This is a genomic window from Mycolicibacterium vulneris, assembly GCF_002104765.1.
Lineage (GTDB): Bacteria > Actinomycetota > Actinomycetes > Mycobacteriales > Mycobacteriaceae > Mycobacterium > Mycobacterium vulneris.
Map to the genome: position 1 here is coordinate 35,757 of NZ_NCXM01000033.1, position 20,048 is coordinate 55,804.

General features: G+C 67.6%; 17 protein-coding genes and 2 pseudogenes. 9 read left to right on the forward strand and 10 right to left on the reverse strand.

Translation table 11 applies throughout. The features are described 5' to 3' along the window. The 5 genes from B8W69_RS24890 to B8W69_RS24910 are packed head-to-tail and all read left to right on the forward strand — an operon-like array spanning position 1 to position 4,430. On the forward strand, positions 1-1,122 hold the full coding sequence (locus tag B8W69_RS24890; protein WP_085292382.1) for an acyl-CoA dehydrogenase family protein: 1,122 nt from the start codon (positions 1-3) through the stop codon (positions 1,120-1,122). Then, positions 1,119-1,574 carry a MaoC family dehydratase gene (locus B8W69_RS24895; RefSeq protein WP_085292383.1) on the forward strand — a complete coding sequence of 152 codons (456 nt, stop codon included), beginning with the start codon at positions 1,119-1,121 and terminating at the stop codon, positions 1,572-1,574. Before B8W69_RS24890 ends, B8W69_RS24895 begins: the two co-directional genes overlap by 4 nt. Continuing rightward, complete coding sequence (locus B8W69_RS24900; RefSeq protein ID WP_085292384.1) at positions 1,571-2,740, forward strand: lipid-transfer protein; 1,170 nt, start codon at positions 1,571-1,573, stop codon at positions 2,738-2,740. Before B8W69_RS24895 ends, B8W69_RS24900 begins: the two co-directional genes overlap by 4 nt. An 11-nt stretch (positions 2,741-2,751) precedes the next feature. After that, positions 2,752-3,822, forward strand: a complete 1,071-nt coding sequence (locus B8W69_RS24905; RefSeq protein WP_085292385.1) for a zinc-binding dehydrogenase — start codon at positions 2,752-2,754, stop codon at positions 3,820-3,822. After that, the gene (locus B8W69_RS24910; RefSeq protein WP_085292386.1) at positions 3,819-4,430 is read left to right on the forward strand and encodes a TetR/AcrR family transcriptional regulator; all 612 of its coding nucleotides are present in this window, start codon (positions 3,819-3,821) and stop codon (positions 4,428-4,430) included. Before B8W69_RS24905 ends, B8W69_RS24910 begins: the two co-directional genes overlap by 4 nt. A gap of 150 nt (positions 4,431-4,580) precedes the next feature. Here the strand turns inward: B8W69_RS24910 and B8W69_RS24915 are convergent, their stop codons facing one another. Continuing rightward, on the reverse strand, positions 4,581-5,540 hold the full coding sequence (locus B8W69_RS24915) for a proline dehydrogenase family protein (RefSeq protein WP_085292387.1): 960 nt from the start codon (positions 5,538-5,540) through the stop codon (positions 4,581-4,583). Further along, positions 5,540-7,171, reverse strand: coding sequence for an L-glutamate gamma-semialdehyde dehydrogenase (gene pruA / locus B8W69_RS24920; protein ID WP_085292388.1), 1,632 nt, complete (start codon positions 7,169-7,171; stop codon positions 5,540-5,542). The genes B8W69_RS24915 and pruA overlap by 1 nt, the downstream gene beginning before the upstream one ends. 83 nt (positions 7,172-7,254) lie before the next feature. Between pruA and B8W69_RS24925 the strand changes: the two genes are divergently transcribed. From B8W69_RS24925 to B8W69_RS32340, 3 genes and pseudogenes are all read left to right on the forward strand, one after another. After that, positions 7,255-8,853 carry a PucR family transcriptional regulator gene (locus B8W69_RS24925; RefSeq protein ID WP_085292389.1) on the forward strand — a complete coding sequence of 533 codons (1,599 nt, stop codon included), beginning with the start codon at positions 7,255-7,257 and terminating at the stop codon, positions 8,851-8,853. A gap of 66 nt (positions 8,854-8,919) precedes the next feature. Beyond that, positions 8,920-9,210: a hypothetical protein gene (locus tag B8W69_RS32335; RefSeq protein WP_245843360.1), complete on the forward strand. Its 291-nt coding sequence runs from the start codon at positions 8,920-8,922 to the stop codon at positions 9,208-9,210. After that, positions 9,203-9,601 (forward strand): annotated as a pseudogene (locus B8W69_RS32340) (AMP-binding protein); the annotation flags it as partial. The gene B8W69_RS32335 and the pseudogene B8W69_RS32340, both read left to right, overlap by 8 nt. 2 nt (positions 9,602-9,603) lie before the next feature. Here B8W69_RS32340 and B8W69_RS24935 read toward each other — a convergent pair. The 6 genes from B8W69_RS24935 to fdxA all read right to left on the reverse strand — a co-directional run bounded on the left by B8W69_RS24935 (position 9,604) and on the right by fdxA (position 16,284). Further along, positions 9,604-9,933, reverse strand: a complete 330-nt coding sequence (locus B8W69_RS24935; protein ID WP_085292390.1) for a DUF6955 family protein — start codon at positions 9,931-9,933, stop codon at positions 9,604-9,606. Then, a complete protein-coding gene (gene sat, locus B8W69_RS24940) occupies positions 9,930-11,189 on the reverse strand; it encodes a sulfate adenylyltransferase (protein ID WP_085292391.1) in 1,260 nt (419 codons plus the stop codon). Before sat ends, B8W69_RS24935 begins: the two co-directional genes overlap by 4 nt. Before the next feature lie 73 nt (positions 11,190-11,262). Beyond that, entirely contained in the window at positions 11,263-11,931 is a 669-nt protein-coding gene (cysC, locus tag B8W69_RS24945; RefSeq protein WP_085292406.1) for an adenylyl-sulfate kinase, read from the reverse strand. A gap of 455 nt (positions 11,932-12,386) precedes the next feature. After that, on the reverse strand, positions 12,387-14,750 hold the full coding sequence (locus B8W69_RS24950; RefSeq protein WP_085292407.1) for an APC family permease: 2,364 nt from the start codon (positions 14,748-14,750) through the stop codon (positions 12,387-12,389). A gap of 80 nt (positions 14,751-14,830) precedes the next feature. After that, complete coding sequence (gene dapC / locus B8W69_RS24955; RefSeq protein WP_110882054.1) at positions 14,831-15,916, reverse strand: succinyldiaminopimelate transaminase; 1,086 nt, start codon at positions 15,914-15,916, stop codon at positions 14,831-14,833. A gap of 41 nt (positions 15,917-15,957) precedes the next feature. After that, positions 15,958-16,284, reverse strand: a complete 327-nt coding sequence (fdxA, locus tag B8W69_RS24960; RefSeq protein ID WP_007773662.1) for a ferredoxin — start codon at positions 16,282-16,284, stop codon at positions 15,958-15,960. 388 nt (positions 16,285-16,672) lie between these two features. Between fdxA and B8W69_RS24965 the strand changes: the two genes are divergently transcribed. After that, on the forward strand, positions 16,673-17,005 hold the full coding sequence (locus tag B8W69_RS24965) for a hemophore-related protein (protein WP_007773659.1): 333 nt from the start codon (positions 16,673-16,675) through the stop codon (positions 17,003-17,005). 24 nt (positions 17,006-17,029) lie between these two features. Here B8W69_RS24965 and B8W69_RS24970 read toward each other — a convergent pair. Further along, positions 17,030-17,327: pseudogene (locus tag B8W69_RS24970) on the reverse strand (hypothetical protein). Positions 17,328-17,345: 18 nt separating this feature from the next. Continuing rightward, positions 17,346-19,985: a bifunctional FO biosynthesis protein CofGH gene (locus B8W69_RS24975; RefSeq protein ID WP_110882052.1), complete on the reverse strand. Its 2,640-nt coding sequence runs from the start codon at positions 19,983-19,985 to the stop codon at positions 17,346-17,348. Positions 19,986-20,048 lie beyond the last annotated feature (63 nt).

Sequence of the window (20,048 nt, forward strand, 5' to 3'; positions counted from 1 at the left end):
ATGGACTTCTCGTTCACCGAAGAGCAGGAGACGATCGCCAAGCTCGCCCGCGATCTGTTCGAGCGCCGCGCCACCCCGGAACGGCTGACCGAGCTGGAGGCCGGCGACACCCGCCACGACGCCGCGCTCTGGGAAGAGCTGGCCGCCGCCGACCTGCTGGGCACCGCGCTGCCGGAGTCGGCCGGGGGTAATGGCGGCGGCTTCGTGGAGCTCGGGGTGCTGCTGGCCGAGGTCGGCTACAGCGTCGCGCCGGTACCGGCCTACGCCACGCTGGTGCTGGGCGCCGACCCGATCGCCCGGCACGGCTGCGAGGAACAGCAGCAGCGGTTCCTGCCGGGCGTGGTCACCGGATCGCGCATCCTGACAGCGGGATTGGCCGAACCCGGCCGTTCGGACCCGGCCCGCCCGGTCACCACCGCCCGCCGTGACGGATCGAACTGGCGCCTCGACGGCGCCAAGGAGTTGGTGCCGGCCGCCCAACTCGCCGACACGGTGCTGATCCCCGCCGCTGTCGACGGGGGCGGCGTGGGCCTGTTCCTGCTACCCGCCGACACGGCCGGCGTCGAGATCCGTCCGGTGCCCACCACGAACCGCGAACCGCACGCGGACGTATTCCTGGACGGCGCAACCGTTTCCACTGCGGACGTGATCACCGGCGCCGGGCTGGCCGAGGCGCTCTATACCCGGGCCCTGGTCGCGCTGTGCGCGATCCAGCTCGGTGTCGCCGAGCGGGCGCTGCGCATCGCCGCCGAATACACCACCGGCCGTGAACAATTCGGCCGCCCGATCGGCAGCTTCCAGGCGGTGCAGCAGCGCATGGCCGACGCCTTCATCGACGTCGAGGCGATCCGGTGGACCACCTGGCAGGCGGCCTGGCTGATCGCGCACGGGCGCCCCTTGGAAAAGGCACACCGGGCTGCACGCATCGCGAAATTCTGGGCCGCCGAGGCCGGCGCCCGCGTGGCCGCCACCGCCCAGCACGTCCACGGCGGCATCGGCATCGACGTCACCTATCCCCTGCACCGCTACTTCCTGTGGGCCAAGCACAACGAGCTGACCCTCGGCCCGGCTTCGGCGCAGCTGGCCCACCTCGGCGCAACCTATTCGGAAGGACCCGCATGACGACCACCACCGGCCGGACCATCACCCTGCGATGGCAGGACATCGCGGAGGGTGACGAGGTCACACCCCTCGAAATCCCGATCACCACGACGATGATCGTCGCCGGGGCGATCGCCACCCGCGACTTCATGCCGGTACACCACGACCGCGACTACGCCAAGCAGCAGGGCTCGCCCAACCTCTTCATGAATATCCTGACCACCAACGGCTACTGCGTGCGCTTCCTCACCGACTGGGCCGGACCCGAGGCGATGGTGAAGAAGCTGTCGATTCGCCTTGGCGTGCCGTGCTTTCCAGACGACCCGTTGCGGTTCACCGGCAGCGTCACCGGCAAGACCCGAGGATCGGACGGCGAGAACTTCGTCGAGGTGACCTTTGCCGGCGCCAACAGCCTGGGTGACCACGTGTCCGGCACCGCGATACTCAGCCTGCTCGACGGGTCCCAGGCATGAGCCGGACGCTGCCGGGCGCCGCGGCCATCGTCGGCATCGGCCAGACGGAGTTCTCGAAGGAATCCGGACGCAGCGAATTGCAATTGGCGTGTGAGGCGGTCAGCGCCGCACTCGACGACGCCGGCCTGGTACCCGGTGACGTCGACGGCATGGTCACGTTCACCATGGATTCCAGCGACGAGATCGACATCGCCCGCAACGTCGGCATCGGCGACCTGAGCTTCTTCTCCCGCGTGCACCACGGCGGCGGCGCGGCCGCCGGCACCGTCGTGCACGCGGCGATGGCCGTTGCCACCGGCGTCGCCGACGTCGTCGTGTGCTGGCGAGCGTTCAACGAACGGTCCGGCTTCCGATTCGGCGGCAGCGGCCGCAGCATGGCCGAAACACCGTTGTTCATGGCGCATTACGCGCCGTTCGGACTGCTCACTCCCGCGGCCTGGGTCGCGGTGCACGCCCAGCGCTACATGTCGACATACGGCGTCACCAACGAAGACTTCGGCCGGATCGCCGTCGTCGACCGCAAGCATGCGGCGACAAACCCCGACGCCTGGTTCTACGAGCGCCCGATCACGTTGGAAGACCACCAGAACTCGCGCTGGATCGTCGAACCCGTGCTGCGCCTGCTCGATTGCTGCCAAGAGAGCGACGGCGGCGTCGCCCTCGTCGTCACCAGTGCCGAGCGCGCCCGCGACCTGCGGCAGCCGCCGGCCATCATCACCGCGGCCGCCCAGGGCGCGGCCCACAACGGCGAGATGATGACCAGCTATTACCGCGACGAGATCACCGGGCTGCCCGAAATGGGCGTGGTCGGCCGGCAGCTGTGGCGCGATTCTGGCCTCAAGCCACAGGACATCCAAACCGCCTTCATCTACGACCATTTCACGCCGTTCGTGTTCGCCCAGCTTGAGGAGCTCGGGTTCTGCGGGCGTGGGGAGGCCAAGGATTTCGCCACCGTCGAGCGGCTGTCGCTGGGTGGGGACTTCCCCATCAACACCAACGGTGGCCTGCTCGGCGAGGCCTATATCCACGGCATGAACGGCATTACCGAGGGGGTGCGTCAGGTGCGGGGCACGTCGTACAACCAGGTCGACAACGTCGAACACGTGCTGGTCACGTCCGGAACCGGGGTGCCGACCAGCGGCCTGATTCTCGCACCCGCCGGCTGAGGGGGACCGTCATGCCGAGGCTCGCGCTCCTGACCGCCCACGGCGGGCCCATCGAGCTGGCCGAATTCCCGTTGACCACACCCGCGCCCGGCACTGCGGCGCTGCGGCTGCGGATGGCCGGCATCTGCGGATCCGACCTGCACATCTTTCGCGGCGAGCTGCCGCTGCCGTGCCCGTTCGCCATGGGCCACGAAATGGTCGGCGAGATAGCCGAACTCGGCGCGGACCTGACCACCGACGCGACCGGTAAGCCCCTGGCGGTCGGCGATCGTGTGGTGGCGCCGTACTTTTGGTTCTGCGGCAGTTGTCACGCGTGCGCACGGGGCCGCTCCTACGCCTGCCAGAACCTGATGGCCGGCGAATACCGCACGCACGAGCAGGCACCCCACTTCGTCGCCGCCTACGGTGAGTACTACTACACCAGCCGCCGGCAGCCTTTGTACAAAGTCCCCGCGGACCTGCCCGACGAGGCCGTCGCGCCGCTGAATTGCGCGCTAGCCCAAGTCCTTTTCGCGTTGCGCGATGTGCGGCTCGGGGACACCGTCGTCATTCAGGGCGCCGGCGGGCTGGGCATCAACGCCGCTGCCGTGGCGCGAACCGCGGGCGCCGCCACGGTCATCGTCATCGACAAGATCGCCGAACGACTCGACGTCGCCGCCGACTTCGGCGCCACCCACTGCATCGACGCCGGCGCAATCTCGGCCGCCGAGGTCACCGAGCGGGTGCGCGAACACACCGGCGGCATCGGCGCGGACTGGGTGCTCGAGGTGGTGGGCGTGCCGGGCGTCATCCCGGAGGGGATCGGGTTTCTCAACAACGGCGGCACGTTGCTCGAGGTCGGCAACGTCGGGATGGGACGCACCTTCGAGCTCGACCCCAGCGCTCTGGTCTACGGCAACAAGTCCGTGCGCGGCGTGATGCTCTATGACCCGGTCACCCTGGCTACCGGCCTATCGTTCCTGCAGCACACCAGTTTTCCGTTCGAACGGCTGATGCCCAAGCCATTCCATCTGGCCGACGTCAACGCCGCGTTCGCCTCGGCCGATGCCGGGTTGGTCCCTCGAGGGGCGTTGATTCCGTGACGACTCAGGCTTCTGCCTCCTATCAGGAGACCTCCACCCGCGAGCTCATCGTGGAGTCCGCGTTCGCATGTTTCGGCGAGCAGGGGTTGCAGAAGGCGACGATCGTCGACATCGCCAAGCGGGCCGGCGTATCGCGCAGCACGATCTACGAATACTTTTCCGACAAGGCGTCCATCGTCGAGGCTTGCGCCGAACACGCGTCCGAACGCTTCTACCGCGAGATGACCAAGGCGATGGATCGCGGCGGCACCCTAGAGGACAAGCTGTGTTCAGCGGCGGTCTTCGTCACTCAGGCGCGACGGGTCATCTCCTCGGAGAGGTACTTTGACGAGGACGCCATCAGCCTGCTGCTGACCAAGGACGCCGCCGTGCTGCTGCGCGAATGTGTCGAGTTCTTCGCCCCCTACCTGTCGGCCGCCCGGCTCACGGGCGAGGTGCGCAAGGACCTCGACATCGAGGCCGCCGGTGAATGGTTCGCGCGCATCCTGTTCTCGCTGTTCAGCACGCCGTCCTCGACGCTGGACATGGACGATCCGGACGTGGCGGCGGAATTCGTGCGGGCCCACGTGGTGCGCGGCTTCGCCAGCGATCGTCCGCGGCGGCGTTGAGCGTGCGTTTACGGCGTTGGTGTGCGCCCAGGGGCGGGCCTTATCGGCGTGTCGCCGCCCTGTGCGCACAATCAAAGCCCTGACGGCACAATCAATGGCCGCACATGTAGTGGCGGCCCGATGCGCCCGGCGTCGCCGCGCTTGCGACCGTCACGGCTGCGCCAGCGCCCGCAGGAAGAACGTCATATTGGCCGGTCGTTCGGCCAGCCGCCGCATGAAGTAGCCGTACCACTGGGTGCCGAACGGCACGTACACCCGCACCCGGTTGCCGGCAGCGGCGAGACGCCGCTGCTCGTCGTCGCGGATGCCGTAGAGCATCTGGTATTCGAATTCGCCTCCGCGACGGCCCGATTCGCGCGCCATCGCGGGCACCGCGCCGATGACCTCCGGGTCGTGGGAGGCCACCATCGGGTAGCCGGACCCGGCCATCAGCACCCGAAGGCAAGCCAGATACGAGCGGGTGACCTCGGTCGGCTCGCGGTAGGCCAGCGAGGCCGGTTCGTCGTAGGCGCCCTTGCACAGCCGAACCCGCGCGCCGGAGGCGGCGAATTCCTCGCAGTCATCCAGGGTGCGCCGCAGATACGCCTGCAAAACCAGGCCGAGCCAGGGGAATTCGGCGCGCAGGTCGCGCACGATGCGCAGCGTCGAATCGGTGCTGGTGTGATTCTCGGCATCCACCGTCACCCACACGCCCGCACGCTGGGCGGCATCGCAGATCGACCACGCGTTCTCCCGCGCGATCTTGTGCCCGTCGCGCTCCAGCGACTGCCCCAGCGCCGACAGCTTGACCGAGACTTCCAGCGGTCGGACGGCGTCGCCCGCGGCGCCGGGCCCGCCCAGCGCGTCGATCAGATCCAGGTAGGTCCGCACCACGGCGTCGGCGTCGTCGGCGGTGGCGACGTCCTCGCCCAGATAGTCGATGCTGACGAGTCGGCCCGAATCACGAAGCGCCGCCACGCTGCTCAGCACGGAGTCGATGGTTTCGCCGGGAACGAACCGGTGCACCACCTTTCGGGTGACCGGCAGCCGTTCGGCGGTGCGGCGCAACCCTTCGCGGCGGCTCGCGGCCAGGATAGCCGGGCGCAGGGTGGTGGCGAACAGTCCGGCCATCAGTCGGCGCCCATGTGCGGATAGGTGTGGTCGGTCGCCGGGATGAAGGTCTCCTTGATGGTGCGAGCCGACGTCCAGCGCAACATGTTCAGCATCGATCCGGCCTTGTCGTTGGTGCCCGAGCCGCGCGATCCCCCGAACGGCTGGCGCCCGACGACCGCGCCGGTCGGCTTGTCGTTGACGTAGAAGTTGCCGGCGGCGAACCGCAACCGGTCCTGCGCGCTCAGCACGGCGTCGCGGTCGTCGGCGATCACCGCGCCGGTCAGCGCGTACCGCGACCCCGTGTCAACGACGTCGAGGATGCGCTCGTAGTCGTCGTCGGGGTACACGTGCACCGACAGCAGCGGGCCGAAGTATTCCGTCGCGAACGACTCGTCGGTCGGGTCATCGGACAGCAACACCGTGGGCCGCACGAAATAGCCTTCGCTGTCGTCGTATTCGCCGCCGACGGCGATGGTGACGTGGGGCGCGCCCTTGGCCCGCTCGATGGCGTCGACGTTCTTGATGAAGGCGCGCCGGTCAATCAGCGCTCCCCCATAGTTGGTCAGATCGGTCACGTCGCCGTAGCGGAGCGCGGCCGTCTTAGCCAGGAAGTCGTCACCCATGCGGCGCCACACCGACTGCGCGACGAAGGCCCGCGACGCGGCCGAGCATTTCTGCCCCTGGTAGTCGAACGCGCCGCGAATCAGCGCCGTGCAAACCACCTCCGGGCGTGCAGAGGCGTGGGCGACGACGAAGTCTTTGCCGCCGGTCTCGCCGACCAGCCGCGGATAGCTGTGATAGCGGCCGATATTGGCGCCCACCTGCTGCCACAAATGCTGGAAGGTGGCCGTCGACCCGGTGAAGTGGATGCCCGCCAGCCGCGGATCGGCCAGTGCCACATCGGAAACGGCGAGGCCGTCCCCGGTGACCAGGTTGATCACCCCGGGTGGCAATCCCGCGGCCTCGAGCAGTTGCATGGTCAGATACGCCGACAGCGTCTGGGTGATCGACGGCTTCCACACCACGGTATTGCCCATCAGCGCCGGCGCGGTCGGCAGGTTGCCCGCGATCGAGGTGAAGTTGAACGGCGTGATCGCGTAGACGAAGCCGTCTAGCGGGCGGTATTCGCTGCGGTTCCACTCCCCGGGCCCGCTGATGGGCTGCTGCGCCAAGATCTGCCGGGCGAAAGCCACGTTGAATCGCCAGAAGTCGATCTGCTCGCACGGCGAATCGATCTCGGCCTGGTAGACCGACTTGGATTGGCCGAGCATGGTCGCGGCGGCGATCTTCTCCCGCCACGGCCCGGCCAACAGGTCGGCCGCCCGCAGGAACACCGCGGCCCGCTCGTCGAACGGCATGGCCGCCCACCCGTTTTTCGCGGCCATCGCTGCCTCGATCGCCGCCGTCGCGTCCGCGTGCCCGGCGTTGGTCAGGGTGCCCAGCTTCGCGGCGTGCCGGTGCGGCTGCACGACGTCGATGCGCTCACCGTCGCTCATCCGGTGGGTGCCGCCGATGACATGCGGCAGGTCGATCGGGCCCTCAGTCAGCGCAGCCAGTTCGGTGCGGAGCCGGGCGCGTTCGGGCGAGTGTGGCGCATAGTCGTGGACCGGCTCGTTGGCCGGCATCGGGACCTGGGTTATGGCGTCCATGTTGCAAGGATCCTCGCGGCGGCCCGACAGAGAATTAGCCGATCGAACAATACAGGTCGGTATGCATAGTAATATCGGACAACATGGCCGGCGTGGGGCTAGGGCAGCTGCTACTCGCGCTGGACGCGACCCTGGTGAGCCTGGTCGACGCGCCCCGCGGCCTGGACCTGCCGGTGGGGTCGGCGGCGCTGATCGACTCCGACGACGTGCGGCTCGGGATGGCGGCCGCGGCGGGTTCCGCCGATGTCTTCTTCCTGCTGGGGGTCGGCGACGACGAGGCGCTGCGCTGGGTGGACAAACAGGCGCGCGAGCGCGTCCCGGTGGCCGTCTTCGTCAAAGAGCCGTCGAATGCGTTGGTGGCCAAGGCCGTTGCGGCCGGCTCGGCCGTGGTGGCCGCCGATCCGCGGGCCCGCTGGGAGCGGCTCTATCAGTTGGTCAACCACGTCCTGGAACATCACGGGGACCGCGCGGACGCGGCGGACGACTCGGGCACCGACCTGTTCGGCTTGGCGCAGTCGCTGGCCGATCGCATTCACGGCATGGTCAGCATCGAAAACGCCCAATCGCACGTGCTGGCCTATTCCGCCTCCAACGACGAAGCCGACGAGCTGCGCCGCCTTTCCATCCTGGGCAGGGCGGGCCCGCCCGAGCATCTCCAGTGGATCGGCCAATGGGGCATCTTCGACGCGTTGCGGTCGGGCGGCGACGTCGTCCGCGTCGCCGAGCGACCCGAGCTGGGGCTGCGCCCGCGACTGGCCGTCGGCATCTACCGGCCCGCACCGGACGCGCGGCGGCCGCCGGTGTTCGCCGGAACCATCTGGGTACAGGAAGGCTCGCAACCGTTGGCCGACGACGCCGAGGAGATGTTGCGGGGTGCGGCCGTGCTGGCCGCCCGCATCATGTCGCGGCTGGCGGCCCGCCCGTCGACGCACGCCCGGCGGGTGCAGCAACTCCTCGGCCTCGCCGATGCCGAGACCCTTGCGCACGTCGACGTCGCCGCGGTCGCCGGTGAGCTCGGGCTGCCCGCCGACGGCGACGCGGCGCTGATCGGTTGGGACCCGGCGGACGGTTCACCACCCGGTCACGGTCGGCTCGCCGATGTTATCGCGCTGAGCGCCAGCGCTTTTCGCGCCGACGCCCAGGTCGCCTCGAACGGCGCCCGCACGTATGTGCTCCTCCCCCAGACCCGCAACCGGTCGGTAGCCTCGTGGGTCCGCGGCACCATCGGCGCCATGCGCGCCGAACTCGGGGTGCAGCTACGGGCGGCCATCGCCGCACCCGTCGCCGGCCTGGCCGGGATCGCCGCGGCGCGCATCGAGGTGGACCGCGTGCTGGACAGCGCTGAGCGCCACCCGATTTCGTTCGGGCAGGTGACGTCGCTGGCCGAAGCGCGTACCACCGTCCTGCTCGACGAGATCGTGACCCTGGTCGGCGGCCACGAGCGATTGATCGATCCGCGGATCGTGGCGCTGCGCGACGGCGATCCGGTGCTCGCACAGACGTTGCGGGTCTATCTGGACGCCTTCGGCGACATCGCGGCGGCCGCACGAGCGTTGCGCGTGCATCCGAATACGGTTCGTTACCGGGTGCGACGGATCGAGAAGTTGTTGTCGACTTCGCTGGCCGATCCCGAGGTGCGGCTGCTGTTTTCGCTGGGATTGCGGGTGCTGGAAAGTCGTTGACCCGCTTGCCTTCCCGGGCGCGGCGGCCGGCATGGGCGAAAACCCAGAAGCGGGACCCTAGCCCGCATGCAAAGTTCGTCGGTGGTCTCCGTGCTGCGGAAACGCGCCGGTCTGCAACCCGACGACGTGGCGTTCCTGGGCGCGATCCAGGCCGGGCTGATCGCGGTCCCGCTCTCGGTTCCGCAGCCGGGCTCGCACGACGAGCGCGTCGCCGCCGTCTTGGCGGACACCACACCCACCGTCGTCCTCACCACCTCCGCGGCCGCCGCGACCGTCAACGACTATCTGCACCGCCCGGAGTCGCCCGCCCCGGCGGTCATCGCCGTCGACGCACTGGAACCTGAGCCAGCCGAATAACTTTCGCGAACACATGATGCAGCCCTCCTACGGGTTGGCCGAAGCCACCGTCTATATGGTCAGCCGCGCCGAGGGCGGCTCCCCGCATGTCGTCCATTTCGAACCGGAACAGCTGTCCGAGGGCAACGCGCAGCGGTGCCCGGCACAGACCGGCTCACCGCTGCTGAGTTACGGCACGCCGACGTCGCCAACGGTGCGGATCGTCGACCCGGACACCGGCACACAGTGCCCGGCCGGGACGGTGGGTGAAATCTGGGTCAGCGGCGAGAACGTCGCCGATCTGGTGCTGGCGGCACCGGGATCGATTCCCACCACCACCAGCGGCAAGATCGGGCGGGCCGCATGCGTCGAGCAGTACCGCCGCCGGCAGTTCACCCGGCTGGACACTTAGCCCTACTGGCTGTTCGCCGTCTGGGCTTCGTCCAGGAAGTGACCCACCACGTCGGGGCCGGTGGAGTGCATCTTGATGGACAGTTCGAGCAGCCTGTCCTTGGCCTGCTTGGGCAGCAGCTCGATCGAGCGAGTGGTGGCCGAGTCATATTTCGCCCCGGGAAAGCGCTGCAGCAGAACGTCTTTCTGGTCGTCGGTGGTGTAGATCTCGAGTAGCTTCATGCCGGCGAACGCCTCGATCGCCAGGTCCGCCATTCCGGCATTCGCCAGCGCTTCCAGCCGTTCCTCGTTGATCCAGACGTTGACCTTGATCATCTTCTCGCCGTTGCTCATGAGTTCTCCAACTGGTCCAACGTAAAGACCGGCAATCTGTCTTTCAGATATTCCTCGGTGACGAAGGGCGAACCCTGGCCGTACTTGGCGGCGCAGTCCATCACGACTTCGAAGACCTCGTGCCGCATCACCTTTTGGGTCGGCTTGACCTCGTCGGTCAGGATGCTTCGAATCAGGCTGCCGCTGAAGCTTTGTGACTGGTCGTCGTGACCGCACAGGGCCGAGTTGGTGACCTCCTGGCACACCGGGCAGTACCAGTTCTCACGCAGGAACACCGGTTTGATGCCCAGCTCGCTGCGGTGTTCCTTGAGGATGTTCTGGGAATCGTAGGGGTGGTAGAAATCGCCCACGCCGGCGTGGTCTCGCCCGAACATGTGATGCGTACAGCCGAGGTTCGTCCGCAGGATCGCGTGGAAGATGGCCTCGCGCGGCCCGGCGTAGCGCATGTCCCACAGCGTGAACGACACCAGGTGGACGTCCTCGCGGAAATACCCACTGGTCCGCAACTCGTTCTGCGCCAACAGGATTGCCTCGTCGATGTAGTCACCTACGCGCTTCTGGCCGATGATGGCATTGACCAGCACGCCGGTGTTCAGGTTGTCCACGGGCTGGTCCTCATTCGCGGCCAGCCACGCCTGCTTCATCAGGGCTTCGTGGCCGGTGTGCGGAACGTTGCGGGTCTGGTGGGCTACGGCGCGCGTCCAGTTCTTTTTCGCCAGCGCATCCTTGTGCTGCCGCGGCGTGAGCCAGAAGCGCTTGAAGGGTTCGTTGAACACCGGCTCGTTGATGAGCGTGATGTCGCCGCCGATGAACCGATTTGCATACGCCAGCGTCTTTTTGACGCCCGGGTGCCGGGGATCGGTCGTGCCGTAGGTCTTTTCGGCCATCCGGTCCAGGTCGTAGTCGTAGATCTCGGAGACCTCGAAGATCGCCATCGGGGCATCGAGATATTCGAGGACGACGCGTTCGCCCTCCTTCACCCCGTACTTCTCGACGTCTTCCGCGGAGAGATCGAAGACTATCGGGATGCTCCACAGCGTGCCGTCCGGCAGCTGGAAGTTGTCCAGCGTGCCATCCACTTCGCGCAGGCCCATGAACCCGGTCAGCGGGGTGAAGAAGCCGTAGGACAGGCTGATCACCTCGTGCGCGGTGGCTTTCGGGATCGGGATTCGCGGCAACCCTTCGATCTGGGCGGCCGCATTCTCCGTGGACACCCGTTCAACGATCGGCTTCCCGTTATGGCCTTGGTAGCTCATGAAAGTGACCTCGTTTCGGTAATCAGCGGTTACCCGTGGGCGGCTCCCGACGCCGTCGCTGCCGGACCGTCCGCTAAGCGTCTGGCCGGACCGGGGCCGAGATGACGCCCGCCTGCTCGAGATGGGCGATCACTTCCTCGGCCAACGTGTCCGCGTCCTTGTTGCCGCCTTCGAGCCGCAGCTCGGGCTGCGCCGGGGCCTCGTAGGGATCGTCGATTCCGGTGAATCCTTTGATCTCGCCGGCGCGGGCTTTCTTGTAGAGCCCCTTGGGGTCGCGCTGCTCGCAGATCTCAATCGGGGTGTCGATGAAGATCTCCTGGAAATCGCCGTCGTTCAGGGTGGCCCGGATGGCGTCGCGATCACGCACGTACGGGCTGATGAACGCCGTCAGCGCGATGGTGCCGGACTCGCAGAACAGCTTCGCGACCGCGCCGATACGTCGGATGTTCTCCTCGCGATCCTGGGCGGAGAATCCCAGACCGAACCGCTTCGCGAACTCGGGCCCGTGGCGCTCCTCGAGAAGGTCCGGGCCGGCGTTGAGTCCATAGCGGACGTTGTCCCCGTCCAGCAGGTAGCTGCGGATGCCCCGCTCATAGAGTTTCTGCTCCACGACGTTGGCCACCGTGCTCTTGCCGCTGCCGCTCAGGCCGGTGAACCAGATGACGCAGCCCTTGTGGCCGTTGAGCCTTTCGCGTTCGGCGCGGCTTATCTGGTGTTCGTGCCAGGTGATGTTGCTCGACATTGCCAGCTCCTGTTCACAACGTTTCAGCCGACACCGACGAAACCCTAACGGCCACTTGCCATCCTCCGCATCGCCCGTCGCCGCACTGGTGGCCGGCAGGACGTTGCGTCCGCTCCGCAGGATTTGTTTGCCTGCCGACACCGACGCCCGGCTTCGGCGCGGCAGCCTCGCCGCATCGATCACGGTCACACACGTTCACCATATTGTTTATCAATCAATGCGGATTAGAACCAGTCCACAAGTAAAGATGGCCAACTTACGTGAGTTTGTTTCGTTCACGGCGCCCCCGCCGCGCCCTCCTGCGCCGGGCTCGGCTTTGGGTCCGCCAGCAAATGAAATCACGCCCGGTCGAGGTGGCCCGGCAGCGAGTTGAGCACCACGTCGATCCCGTATCCCTCGGTGTCACGGCGGATCTGGTCGGCGAATTCCGTGCTGCGCGAGTCGCGCCGGGCCGGTTACGTATCGCCGGCTTGGTCGGAGTCCTCGGACTCGGCGTCCTTCGCGGGGTCCTCGATGACCTGATAATCCGGATCGAGCATCGATATGTCCCGGGTGCCGGTCTGGCGAGCCTTCCCGGTGACCCGCAGTACCTGACCGGGCTGGATGTCATCGCCCCCGTGGCCCGGGCGGAAGGTCACGGTCAATTCGCCGGTGCTGTCTCCGATGACGATTCGCCGGTAGGTCCGGCCGCGGGTCGTGACATCTTCGACCTCACTGACCCGCCCTTCGACGGTGGCGCGCTGCCCGGAGATCAGGCCGGCCACCATGACCACCGATCGCGGCCCCTCCGGGTGCTCGTAGGCGTCGACCTTCTGGTCCGCGTCCTGGGACACCCACGCCTCGAGCTTGTCGATTACCTGCCCGATGCGCTGCTCGCAGGTGTCGGGGTAGGCCTCCCTGATCCGCGACGCGACGTCGTAGGGCACGATCGTCGCGGCGGCGTCGGGGATGAGGCTGACCGCTCGCGAGATCTTGTCGGCGGTGCGGTCGTGCAGCAGCCGGCCCAACAGCGGGGCGAATGTTCGGCGCGGCAGCAGCACCGTCACATTGGTGCGCGCCTTCTCGTCAAGGGCCTTGACGACCAGCAGCTGCGCTGCCCGGCTGATCCGACGGTCGGGGCAATCCACAATCCGCAACGGGGTGTCGAGTTCGAAATGGTCCCAACGCTTTCGCAGTAGCGCCGCGTGGGCCGGGTCGACCATGAAATGCACCGCGACCAGCTCGTCGGCCCGCAATCCCCTGCCGTAGCGCAACGCCTCGATCACCGCCAGATCGACCGAGTCGACGAGCACGAACACCCGGTGCCGCGCGTATTTCACCAGGTCCGGGCGGTCGGTTCGGAACATCTCGAGAATGGCCGCCTCGGCGCGATATTCGCGGTTGAGCCGGGTCAGCATTAACACCAGTAGCGGGAACACGACAACCACCAGCCACGCGCCCTCGGTGAATTTCGCCACCGCGAAGATACCCACCACGATCGTCGACAAAATCGCCGCGGACAGGTTGATCGCCAGCCGCCGTCGCCAGCCCGGTTCCCGATGAGTCAGATGGTGTTTGGTCATCCCGTAGCCGGCCATCGAGAACCCGGTGAACACGCCGATCGCGTAGAACGGCACCAGTGCGTTCACCGAACCGCCGGTGGTCACCAGCAATGCGACCGAGAGGGCCGTCAGGGTGATGATCCCGTTCGAAAACACCAGGCGGTGGCCACGTTTGGTGAGCTGCCGGGGCAGGAAGCGGTCTTCGGCGACGAAACTGGCCAGGGCGGGAAAGCCGTTGAAGCTGGTGTTCGCGCCGGTGAACAAGATCGCGGCCGTCGCCGCCTGGACCAGAACGTAGAAGACGTCGCCGACGGTACCGCCGCCGAAGACGGCGCGGCCGATCTGCGACAGCACCGAGGGATACTCCGTCAGATACGGCGTCGCGTGGGTGACGTGGGCCAGGTAGGCGACGCCGGCAAGCAGCAGGCCGAGCAAGGTGGCCATCGCGGTCAGAACACGACGCGCATTGAGGCCCTGCGGCTTTCGGAAGTAGTCGACGGTGTTGGAGATGGCCTCGACCCCGGTCAGCGACGAACCGCCGTTGGCGAACGCACGCAGCAGAACCAAGATCGTGGCGCCCAGCACCAGGCCGTTGCCCTGGTGCACCGGCACCGTGCCGGCCATGTGGGCGGGATCGTAGGTCGGCAGGTTCCCGATGGCCGCGCGGACGACGCCGATCACGATGGTCAGCCCGACCATGACGATGAAGGAATAGGTCGCCACGGCGAACGGCAATCCCGCTTCCTTCAGGCCGCGCAGGTTGGCGTAGCAGATGATCAGCACCACGGCGACGGTGAGCTCGAGGCTGTACGGGCCCAGCGCGGGAATCGCCGAGACCACGGCGACGGTCCCGGCCGCCGACTGCACGGCGACGGTGACCACATAGTCGATCAACAGCGCCGCGGCGGCGATCTGCGCAACCCGGGGCCCGAAATTGTCGCGCGCGACGATGTACGAACCGCCGGCCCGGGTGTAGGCCATGACCACCTGCCGATAGGAGGCGGCCACCAGCACCAGGATCAGCAGGATGACACCGGTGATGGGCAGCAGAAGCATGAACGCGGCCAGCCCGGCGTGGGGCAGCAGTTCGATCAGGATCTGCTCGGGACCGTACGCGACGGAGGAGATGGCGTCAGGCGAAAGTGCGCCTAGCGCAACAGGATTCGACAGCTTCTCGGATGAGATGTCCTCGGTGACCAGCGGCTTTCCGAGGAACACCCGCTTGGCGATGTCCCCTAGCGAAGGCGGGATGCGCAGCTTGCCGGTCGAACTAGTCACGAGCACCGTCCTTACCCAGAGAACGTGAAACGCCTCCGATGCATTGTGCACGCCCGGGCGCCCGCGCGGTGCGCGCCGGGCTAGGCGAGCCGCTGCACGGCGGCGGCGATCCGCTCGTCGCTGGCGGTCAGCGCAACCCGCACGTGCTGCGCACCGCGCGGTCCGTAGAAATCGCCCGGCGCCACCAGGATGCCGCGCTGCGCCAGCCAGGCGACGCTGTCATGGCACGGCTCGCCGCGGGTGGCCCACAGATAGAGACCGGCTTCGGAGTAGTCGATGGTGAAGCCGGCCGAACGCAGCGCGGGCAGCAGCGCCGCGCGGCGCCGTTCGTAGCGCTCCCGCTGCGCCAGCTCGTGGGCATCGTCGTCCAGGGCCGCCACCATGGCCGCCTGCACCGGAGTCGGCACCATCATCCCGGCGTGCTTGCGCACGGCGAGCAGCTCGGCGACCAGCTCGGGGTCCCCGGCGACGAACCCGGCCCGGTACCCGGCCAGCGAGGAGCTCTTTGACAGGGAGTGGATGGCGAGCAGGCCGGCATGGTCGCCGTCGCACACCGAGGGATGCAGGATCGATAGCGGCTGGTCGTCCCAACCCAGCCCCAGATAGCACTCGTCGGAGGCCACCAGGCAGCCCCTGTCCCGGGCCCAGCCGACCACTTTGCGCAGGTGATCGACGCCCAGGACGCGTCCGGTCGGATTGCTCGGCGAGTTCAGGTAGTACAGCGACGGCGATTGCGGGCCCAGCTGGCTCAGCGAATCCGCGCGCAGCACCCGCGCCCCGGCCAGCCGGGCCCCGACGTCATAGGTCGGATACGCCAGCTCGGGCACCACGATCAGGTCCGCGGGGCCCAGGCCCAGCAGCGTGGGCAGCCAGGCGATGAGCTCCTTGCTGCCGATGACCGGGAGCACGGCCGCCTCGGTGAGCCCGGTGATGCCGAATCGGCGGTCCAGCGCGGCGACCGCCGATTCGCGCAGCCGGGCGGTGCCCACGGTGGCGGGATAGCCCGAGGCCGAGGCTGCGGCGGCCAGCGCCTCCTGGATCACCGGGGCGACCGGGTCGACCGGGGTGCCGACGGAGAGGTCGACGATCCCGTCCCGATGGGCGCCGGCCTGCGCCTTCGCGTCGGCCAGGGTGTCCCAGGGGAACTCCGGCAGGGACGCTGACACCGCCAGCCGGCGCTTTTTGAGCTGGTGTGGCACCGGGCCGCTCAGTCGCCTTCGCCCTGCGGTGGCAGATCCTTGACCACTTGCGGGTCGTTTTCGGTCATGCCGACCTTGGCCGCGCCGCCGGGCGATCCCAGCTCGGCGAAGAAGTCGGCGTTGATCTGCGTGTACTGGCTCCACTGGTCTGGCACATCGTCTTCGTAGTAGATCGCTTCGACGGGGCAGACCGGCTCGCACGCCCCGCAGTCGACGCATTCGTCGGGGTGGATGTAGAGCATCCGAGCGCCTTCATAGATGCAGTCGACCGGGCACTCCTCGATACAGGCTTTGTCCTTGATGTCGACACAGGGTTCGGCGATCGTGTACGTCACAGACGTCTCCTCCATGTACTAGGCCATCTCGTGGGCTGAAATGTGGGCTGCTGTTCAGCTCGCACCGGCGCGTCCGACCGCTTCCGATGAAGCTTTCGGTTACTGATACTAGACGTTGCAGATACAGGTCAACCATTTGGCGCGCCTGTCCGTATACAGATTTAAGACCGACAGTCTCGGAGGTCGCGACCGGGCCCCGTTTCGCCGAGGGCGAACAGCGCTGACGGCCCGCTGACCTGCGAAGAGTAACGCTCCGGCGGTGGCGGTCGATAGCTCTTGCGTTGCGAGCACGCTCACGGGGCCTGGTAATCTCAACCGAAGGACGGCAACCGCTGGGCAGACGTTCTCGCCGTAATAGCGGTGCATTAACTGGGGAAGGTGTCCACACATGAGGCTGTCGTTGAGCAAATTGGGCGTTGCGGTTGGCAGCGCGGCGGTGGCGTTGACGGCCGCGGCCGGGGTCGCATCGGCTGATCCGTCGGACGCGATCATCAACACCACCTGCAACTACGGGCAGGTCATCGCGGCGCTGAACGCGACCGACCCGGCGGCTGCCCAGCAGCTGAACTCCTCGCCGGTCGCGCAGTCCTACATCCGCAACTTCTTGGCGGCCCCGCCGCCGAAGCGCCAGCAGATGGCCCAGCAGATCCAGGCTATGCCGTCTGCGCAGAAGTACTACGACGACATCAACCAGGTCGCGGTCACCTGTAACAACTACTGAGCCGATCGCTTCGCACGAAGCGGTTCAGTAACCGCCGAGCAGGCGGCGTACCCGGCCCAGGGCCTCCTGCCCGACGCGGCTGCGAATGCGTGACGGATCGGCGGGCCTACGGGCCCACAGCAGCAACACGCGCGCGGCCGCGTCGGTTTCCAGGGTGGGCCATCCGGTCCAGCAGCGCGTCCCACAGATCCGCGTCGTTCAGGGCGCGCAGCGGACCCTCGCGTTCCTCGAAGCCGCGGGTGGCGACGGGCTCACCCGCCAGATGAGCAACGCGGGCGAACTCATCGGCGTTTGCCGCCTGATGGACGACGACGTCGCGCACCGCCCAGGCTTCACACCACTACGCGGCCCGGGTCGTGTAGTCGGTGGTACGTTGCCGCGCCGGGCGGCCGATGCCCTCGGCGATCGCGATCAGCTCGGCCACCGTCTTGGCCGAGCCGAATTCCGAGCCGGCCATCCGCGAGATGGTCTCCTCCATCAAGGTGCCGCCCAGGTCATTGGCGCCGCCGTTCAGCATCACCTGCGTGCGCTCGACACCGAGCTTGACCCAGCTGGTCTGAATCTGAGATATGCGCCCGTGCAACATGATTCGAGCCAGCGCGTGCACCGCCCGGTTGTCGCGATGGGTGGGCCCGGGACGCGACGCGCCGGCCAGATACAGCGGCGAGCTCTGGTGCACGAACGGCAACGGCACGAATTCGGTGAAACCGCCGGTGTGGTCCTGGATGTCGCGCAGCACATTGAGGTGGCCGACCCAATGTCGCGGGCTGTCGACGTGGCCGTACATCATGGTCGACGACGACCGCAGCCCCACCTCGTGTGCGGTGCTGACGATTTCGATCCACAGCGACGTCGGCAACTTGCCCTTGGTCAGCACCCAGCGCACTTCGTCGTCCAGGATCTCGGCGGCGGTGCCGGGGATGGTGTCCAGGCCCGCCTCGCGCAGGCTGATCAGCCACTCACGAATGCTCAGCCCGCTCTTGGTCACCCCGTTGGCGATCTCCATCGGCGAAAACGCGTGCACGTGCATCGACGGCACCCGCGCTTTGACCGCCCGGACCAGGTCGGCGTAGCCGGTGACCGGCAACTCGGGGTCGATGCCGCCCTGCATGCACACCTCGGTGGCGCCTTCGACGTGCGCCTCCCAGGCGCGGTCGGCGACCTCGTCGGTGGACAGCGAGTACGCATCGGCGTCGCCCTTGCGCTGCGCGAACGCGCAGAACCGGCACCCGGTGTAGCAGATGTTGGTGAAGTTGATGTTGCGGTTCACCACAAAGGTCACGTCATCGCCGACGGTCTCGCGGCGCAGCGTATCCGCAAGGGCGGTAACGGCTTCCAGCGCCGGACCGTCTGCGGTCGCCAGCGACAGGTATTCGCTGTCGGAGCAGCCGGCGGGGTCGCGTTCGGCGGAGCGCAGCGCGGCGAGCACGTCGGTGTCTAGGCGTTCTGGCGCTTTGGCGCCTTGCGCGGCCAGTTCGTGGACGTGGGCGCGGATCGATTCCCAGTCGCCGAAGGCGCTGTCGATATCGCTGCGGGTTTCGGTGTTGCGGCCCTCGCTGTCGATCGCCGCGTTGAGGTCGACCCGGCCCGAGGAACCGACGTCGTCGGGCTCCTGCCAGGGCATCCCCACCGGGGTGATGTCGCGAGCCAGACCGGTCGCCGGATCGGCCAGCGCCGTCACGTGTCCCTGCACGCGCGGGTCGATCCAGGCCGAGCCCGCCTGCACGTATTTGGGTTGCGCGGTCAGCCGCTGAACCAGCTCATAGCCGGCCTCGGCGGTGACGGCGGCCAGTTCGTCCAGGGCCGGCCACGGCCGCTCCGGGTTGACGTGGTCGGGCGTCAGCGGTGAAACACCGCCCCAGTCGTCGACTCCGGCGCCGACCAGCGCCAGGCACTCGTCGCGCGACACCAGGTTGGGCGGCGCCTGAATGCGCATCCCGGGGCCGAGCACCAACCGCGCCACCGCCACCGTCGCGAGGTAGTCCTCGATGCCGGCGTCGGGGACGGCGGCCATCGCGGTGTGTTCCTTGGCCCGGAAGTTCTGCACGATCACTTCCTGCACGTGACCGAACTCCTTGTGCGACTTGCGAATCGCGTGCAAGGTGTCGGCACGTTCGGTGAGGGTCTCGCCGATGCCGACCAGCAGGCCGGTGGTGAACGGAATCGACAACCGGCCCGCGTCGGTCAGCGCGCGCAGGCGGACGGCCGGGTCCTTGTCCGGGCTGCCATAGTGCGCGAGCCCTTTCGTTTCAAACAGCCGCCGCGACGTCGTCTCGAGCATCATGCCCATCGACGGCGCCACCGGCTTGAGCCGCGCCATCTCCGACCAGCTCATCACGCCGGGGTTCAGGTGCGGCAGCAGGCCGGTCTCCTCGAGCACCCGGATCGCCATCGCACGTACGTAGGACAGCGTCGAGTCATAGCCACGCGCCTCCAGCCACTCGTGCGCCTCCGGCCACCGATCCTCGGGCCGATCACCAAGCGTGAATAGCGCTTCCTTGCAACCGAGTTCGGCGCCGCGGCCGGCGATGTCGAGAATCTCGTTGGGCTCCAGATACATGCCGGCGCCCTGGGCGCGCAGCTTGCCGGGGACGGTGACGAAGGTGCAGTAATGGCAGCTGTCCCGGCACAGGTGGGTGACCGGGATAAAAACCTTGCGTGAGTAAGTGATCGGCAGCCCGCCGCCCGGGCCGCGGCGTCCGGCCGACTCCAGACCCGCGTCGCGCACCCGCGCCGCGCTGGCGCACAGATCCGCGAGATCCGCGCCGCGCGCGGTCATCGCGACCGCCGCCTCGTCGATGTTCAGCGCCACACCATCTCGAGCCCGTCGCAATACCCGCCGCAGCGCGGAGGCACTGACCTCAGTGGAGGCCTTGGCCGGAACCACAGGGTTAGGCAGAGCGGTAGGCTCCTCGCCCGGAGTCAACAGCACCTTCGTGTAACTTCCCGACGATCGAATTTCATCCGTGCGTCCCAACATGTGCAAATCGTGGCACCCGTTGGCGGGTCCCGTCTGGGCAACAGTCAACAGTAGCGGCACACC

What these genes read in the sequence shown, in the direction of transcription:
- B8W69_RS24890 (WP_085292382.1), top strand. Translation starts at nt 1, where the DNA reads ATGGACTTCTCGTTCACCGAAGAGCAGGAGACGATCGCCAAGCTCGCC.
- B8W69_RS24895 (WP_085292383.1), top strand. Translation starts at nt 1,119, where the DNA reads ATGACGACCACCACCGGCCGGACCATCACCCTGCGATGGCAGGACATC.
- B8W69_RS24900 (WP_085292384.1), top strand. Translation starts at nt 1,571, where the DNA reads ATGAGCCGGACGCTGCCGGGCGCCGCGGCCATCGTCGGCATCGGCCAG.
- B8W69_RS24905 (WP_085292385.1), top strand. Translation starts at nt 2,752, where the DNA reads ATGCCGAGGCTCGCGCTCCTGACCGCCCACGGCGGGCCCATCGAGCTG.
- B8W69_RS24915 (WP_085292387.1), bottom strand. Translation starts at nt 5,540, where the DNA reads ATGGCCGGACTGTTCGCCACCACCCTGCGCCCGGCTATCCTGGCCGCG.
- pruA (WP_085292388.1), bottom strand. Translation starts at nt 7,171, where the DNA reads ATGGACGCCATAACCCAGGTCCCGATGCCGGCCAACGAGCCGGTCCAC.
- B8W69_RS24925 (WP_085292389.1), top strand. Translation starts at nt 7,255, where the DNA reads ATGGCCGGCGTGGGGCTAGGGCAGCTGCTACTCGCGCTGGACGCGACC.
- B8W69_RS32335 (WP_245843360.1), top strand. Translation starts at nt 8,920, where the DNA reads ATGCAAAGTTCGTCGGTGGTCTCCGTGCTGCGGAAACGCGCCGGTCTG.
- B8W69_RS24935 (WP_085292390.1), bottom strand. Translation starts at nt 9,933, where the DNA reads ATGAGCAACGGCGAGAAGATGATCAAGGTCAACGTCTGGATCAACGAG.
- sat (WP_085292391.1), bottom strand. Translation starts at nt 11,189, where the DNA reads ATGAGCTACCAAGGCCATAACGGGAAGCCGATCGTTGAACGGGTGTCC.
- cysC (WP_085292406.1), bottom strand. Translation starts at nt 11,931, where the DNA reads ATGTCGAGCAACATCACCTGGCACGAACACCAGATAAGCCGCGCCGAA.
- B8W69_RS24965 (WP_007773659.1), top strand. Translation starts at nt 16,673, where the DNA reads ATGAGGCTGTCGTTGAGCAAATTGGGCGTTGCGGTTGGCAGCGCGGCG.
- B8W69_RS24975 (WP_110882052.1), bottom strand. Translation starts at nt 19,985, where the DNA reads ATGTTGGGACGCACGGATGAAATTCGATCGTCGGGAAGTTACACGAAG.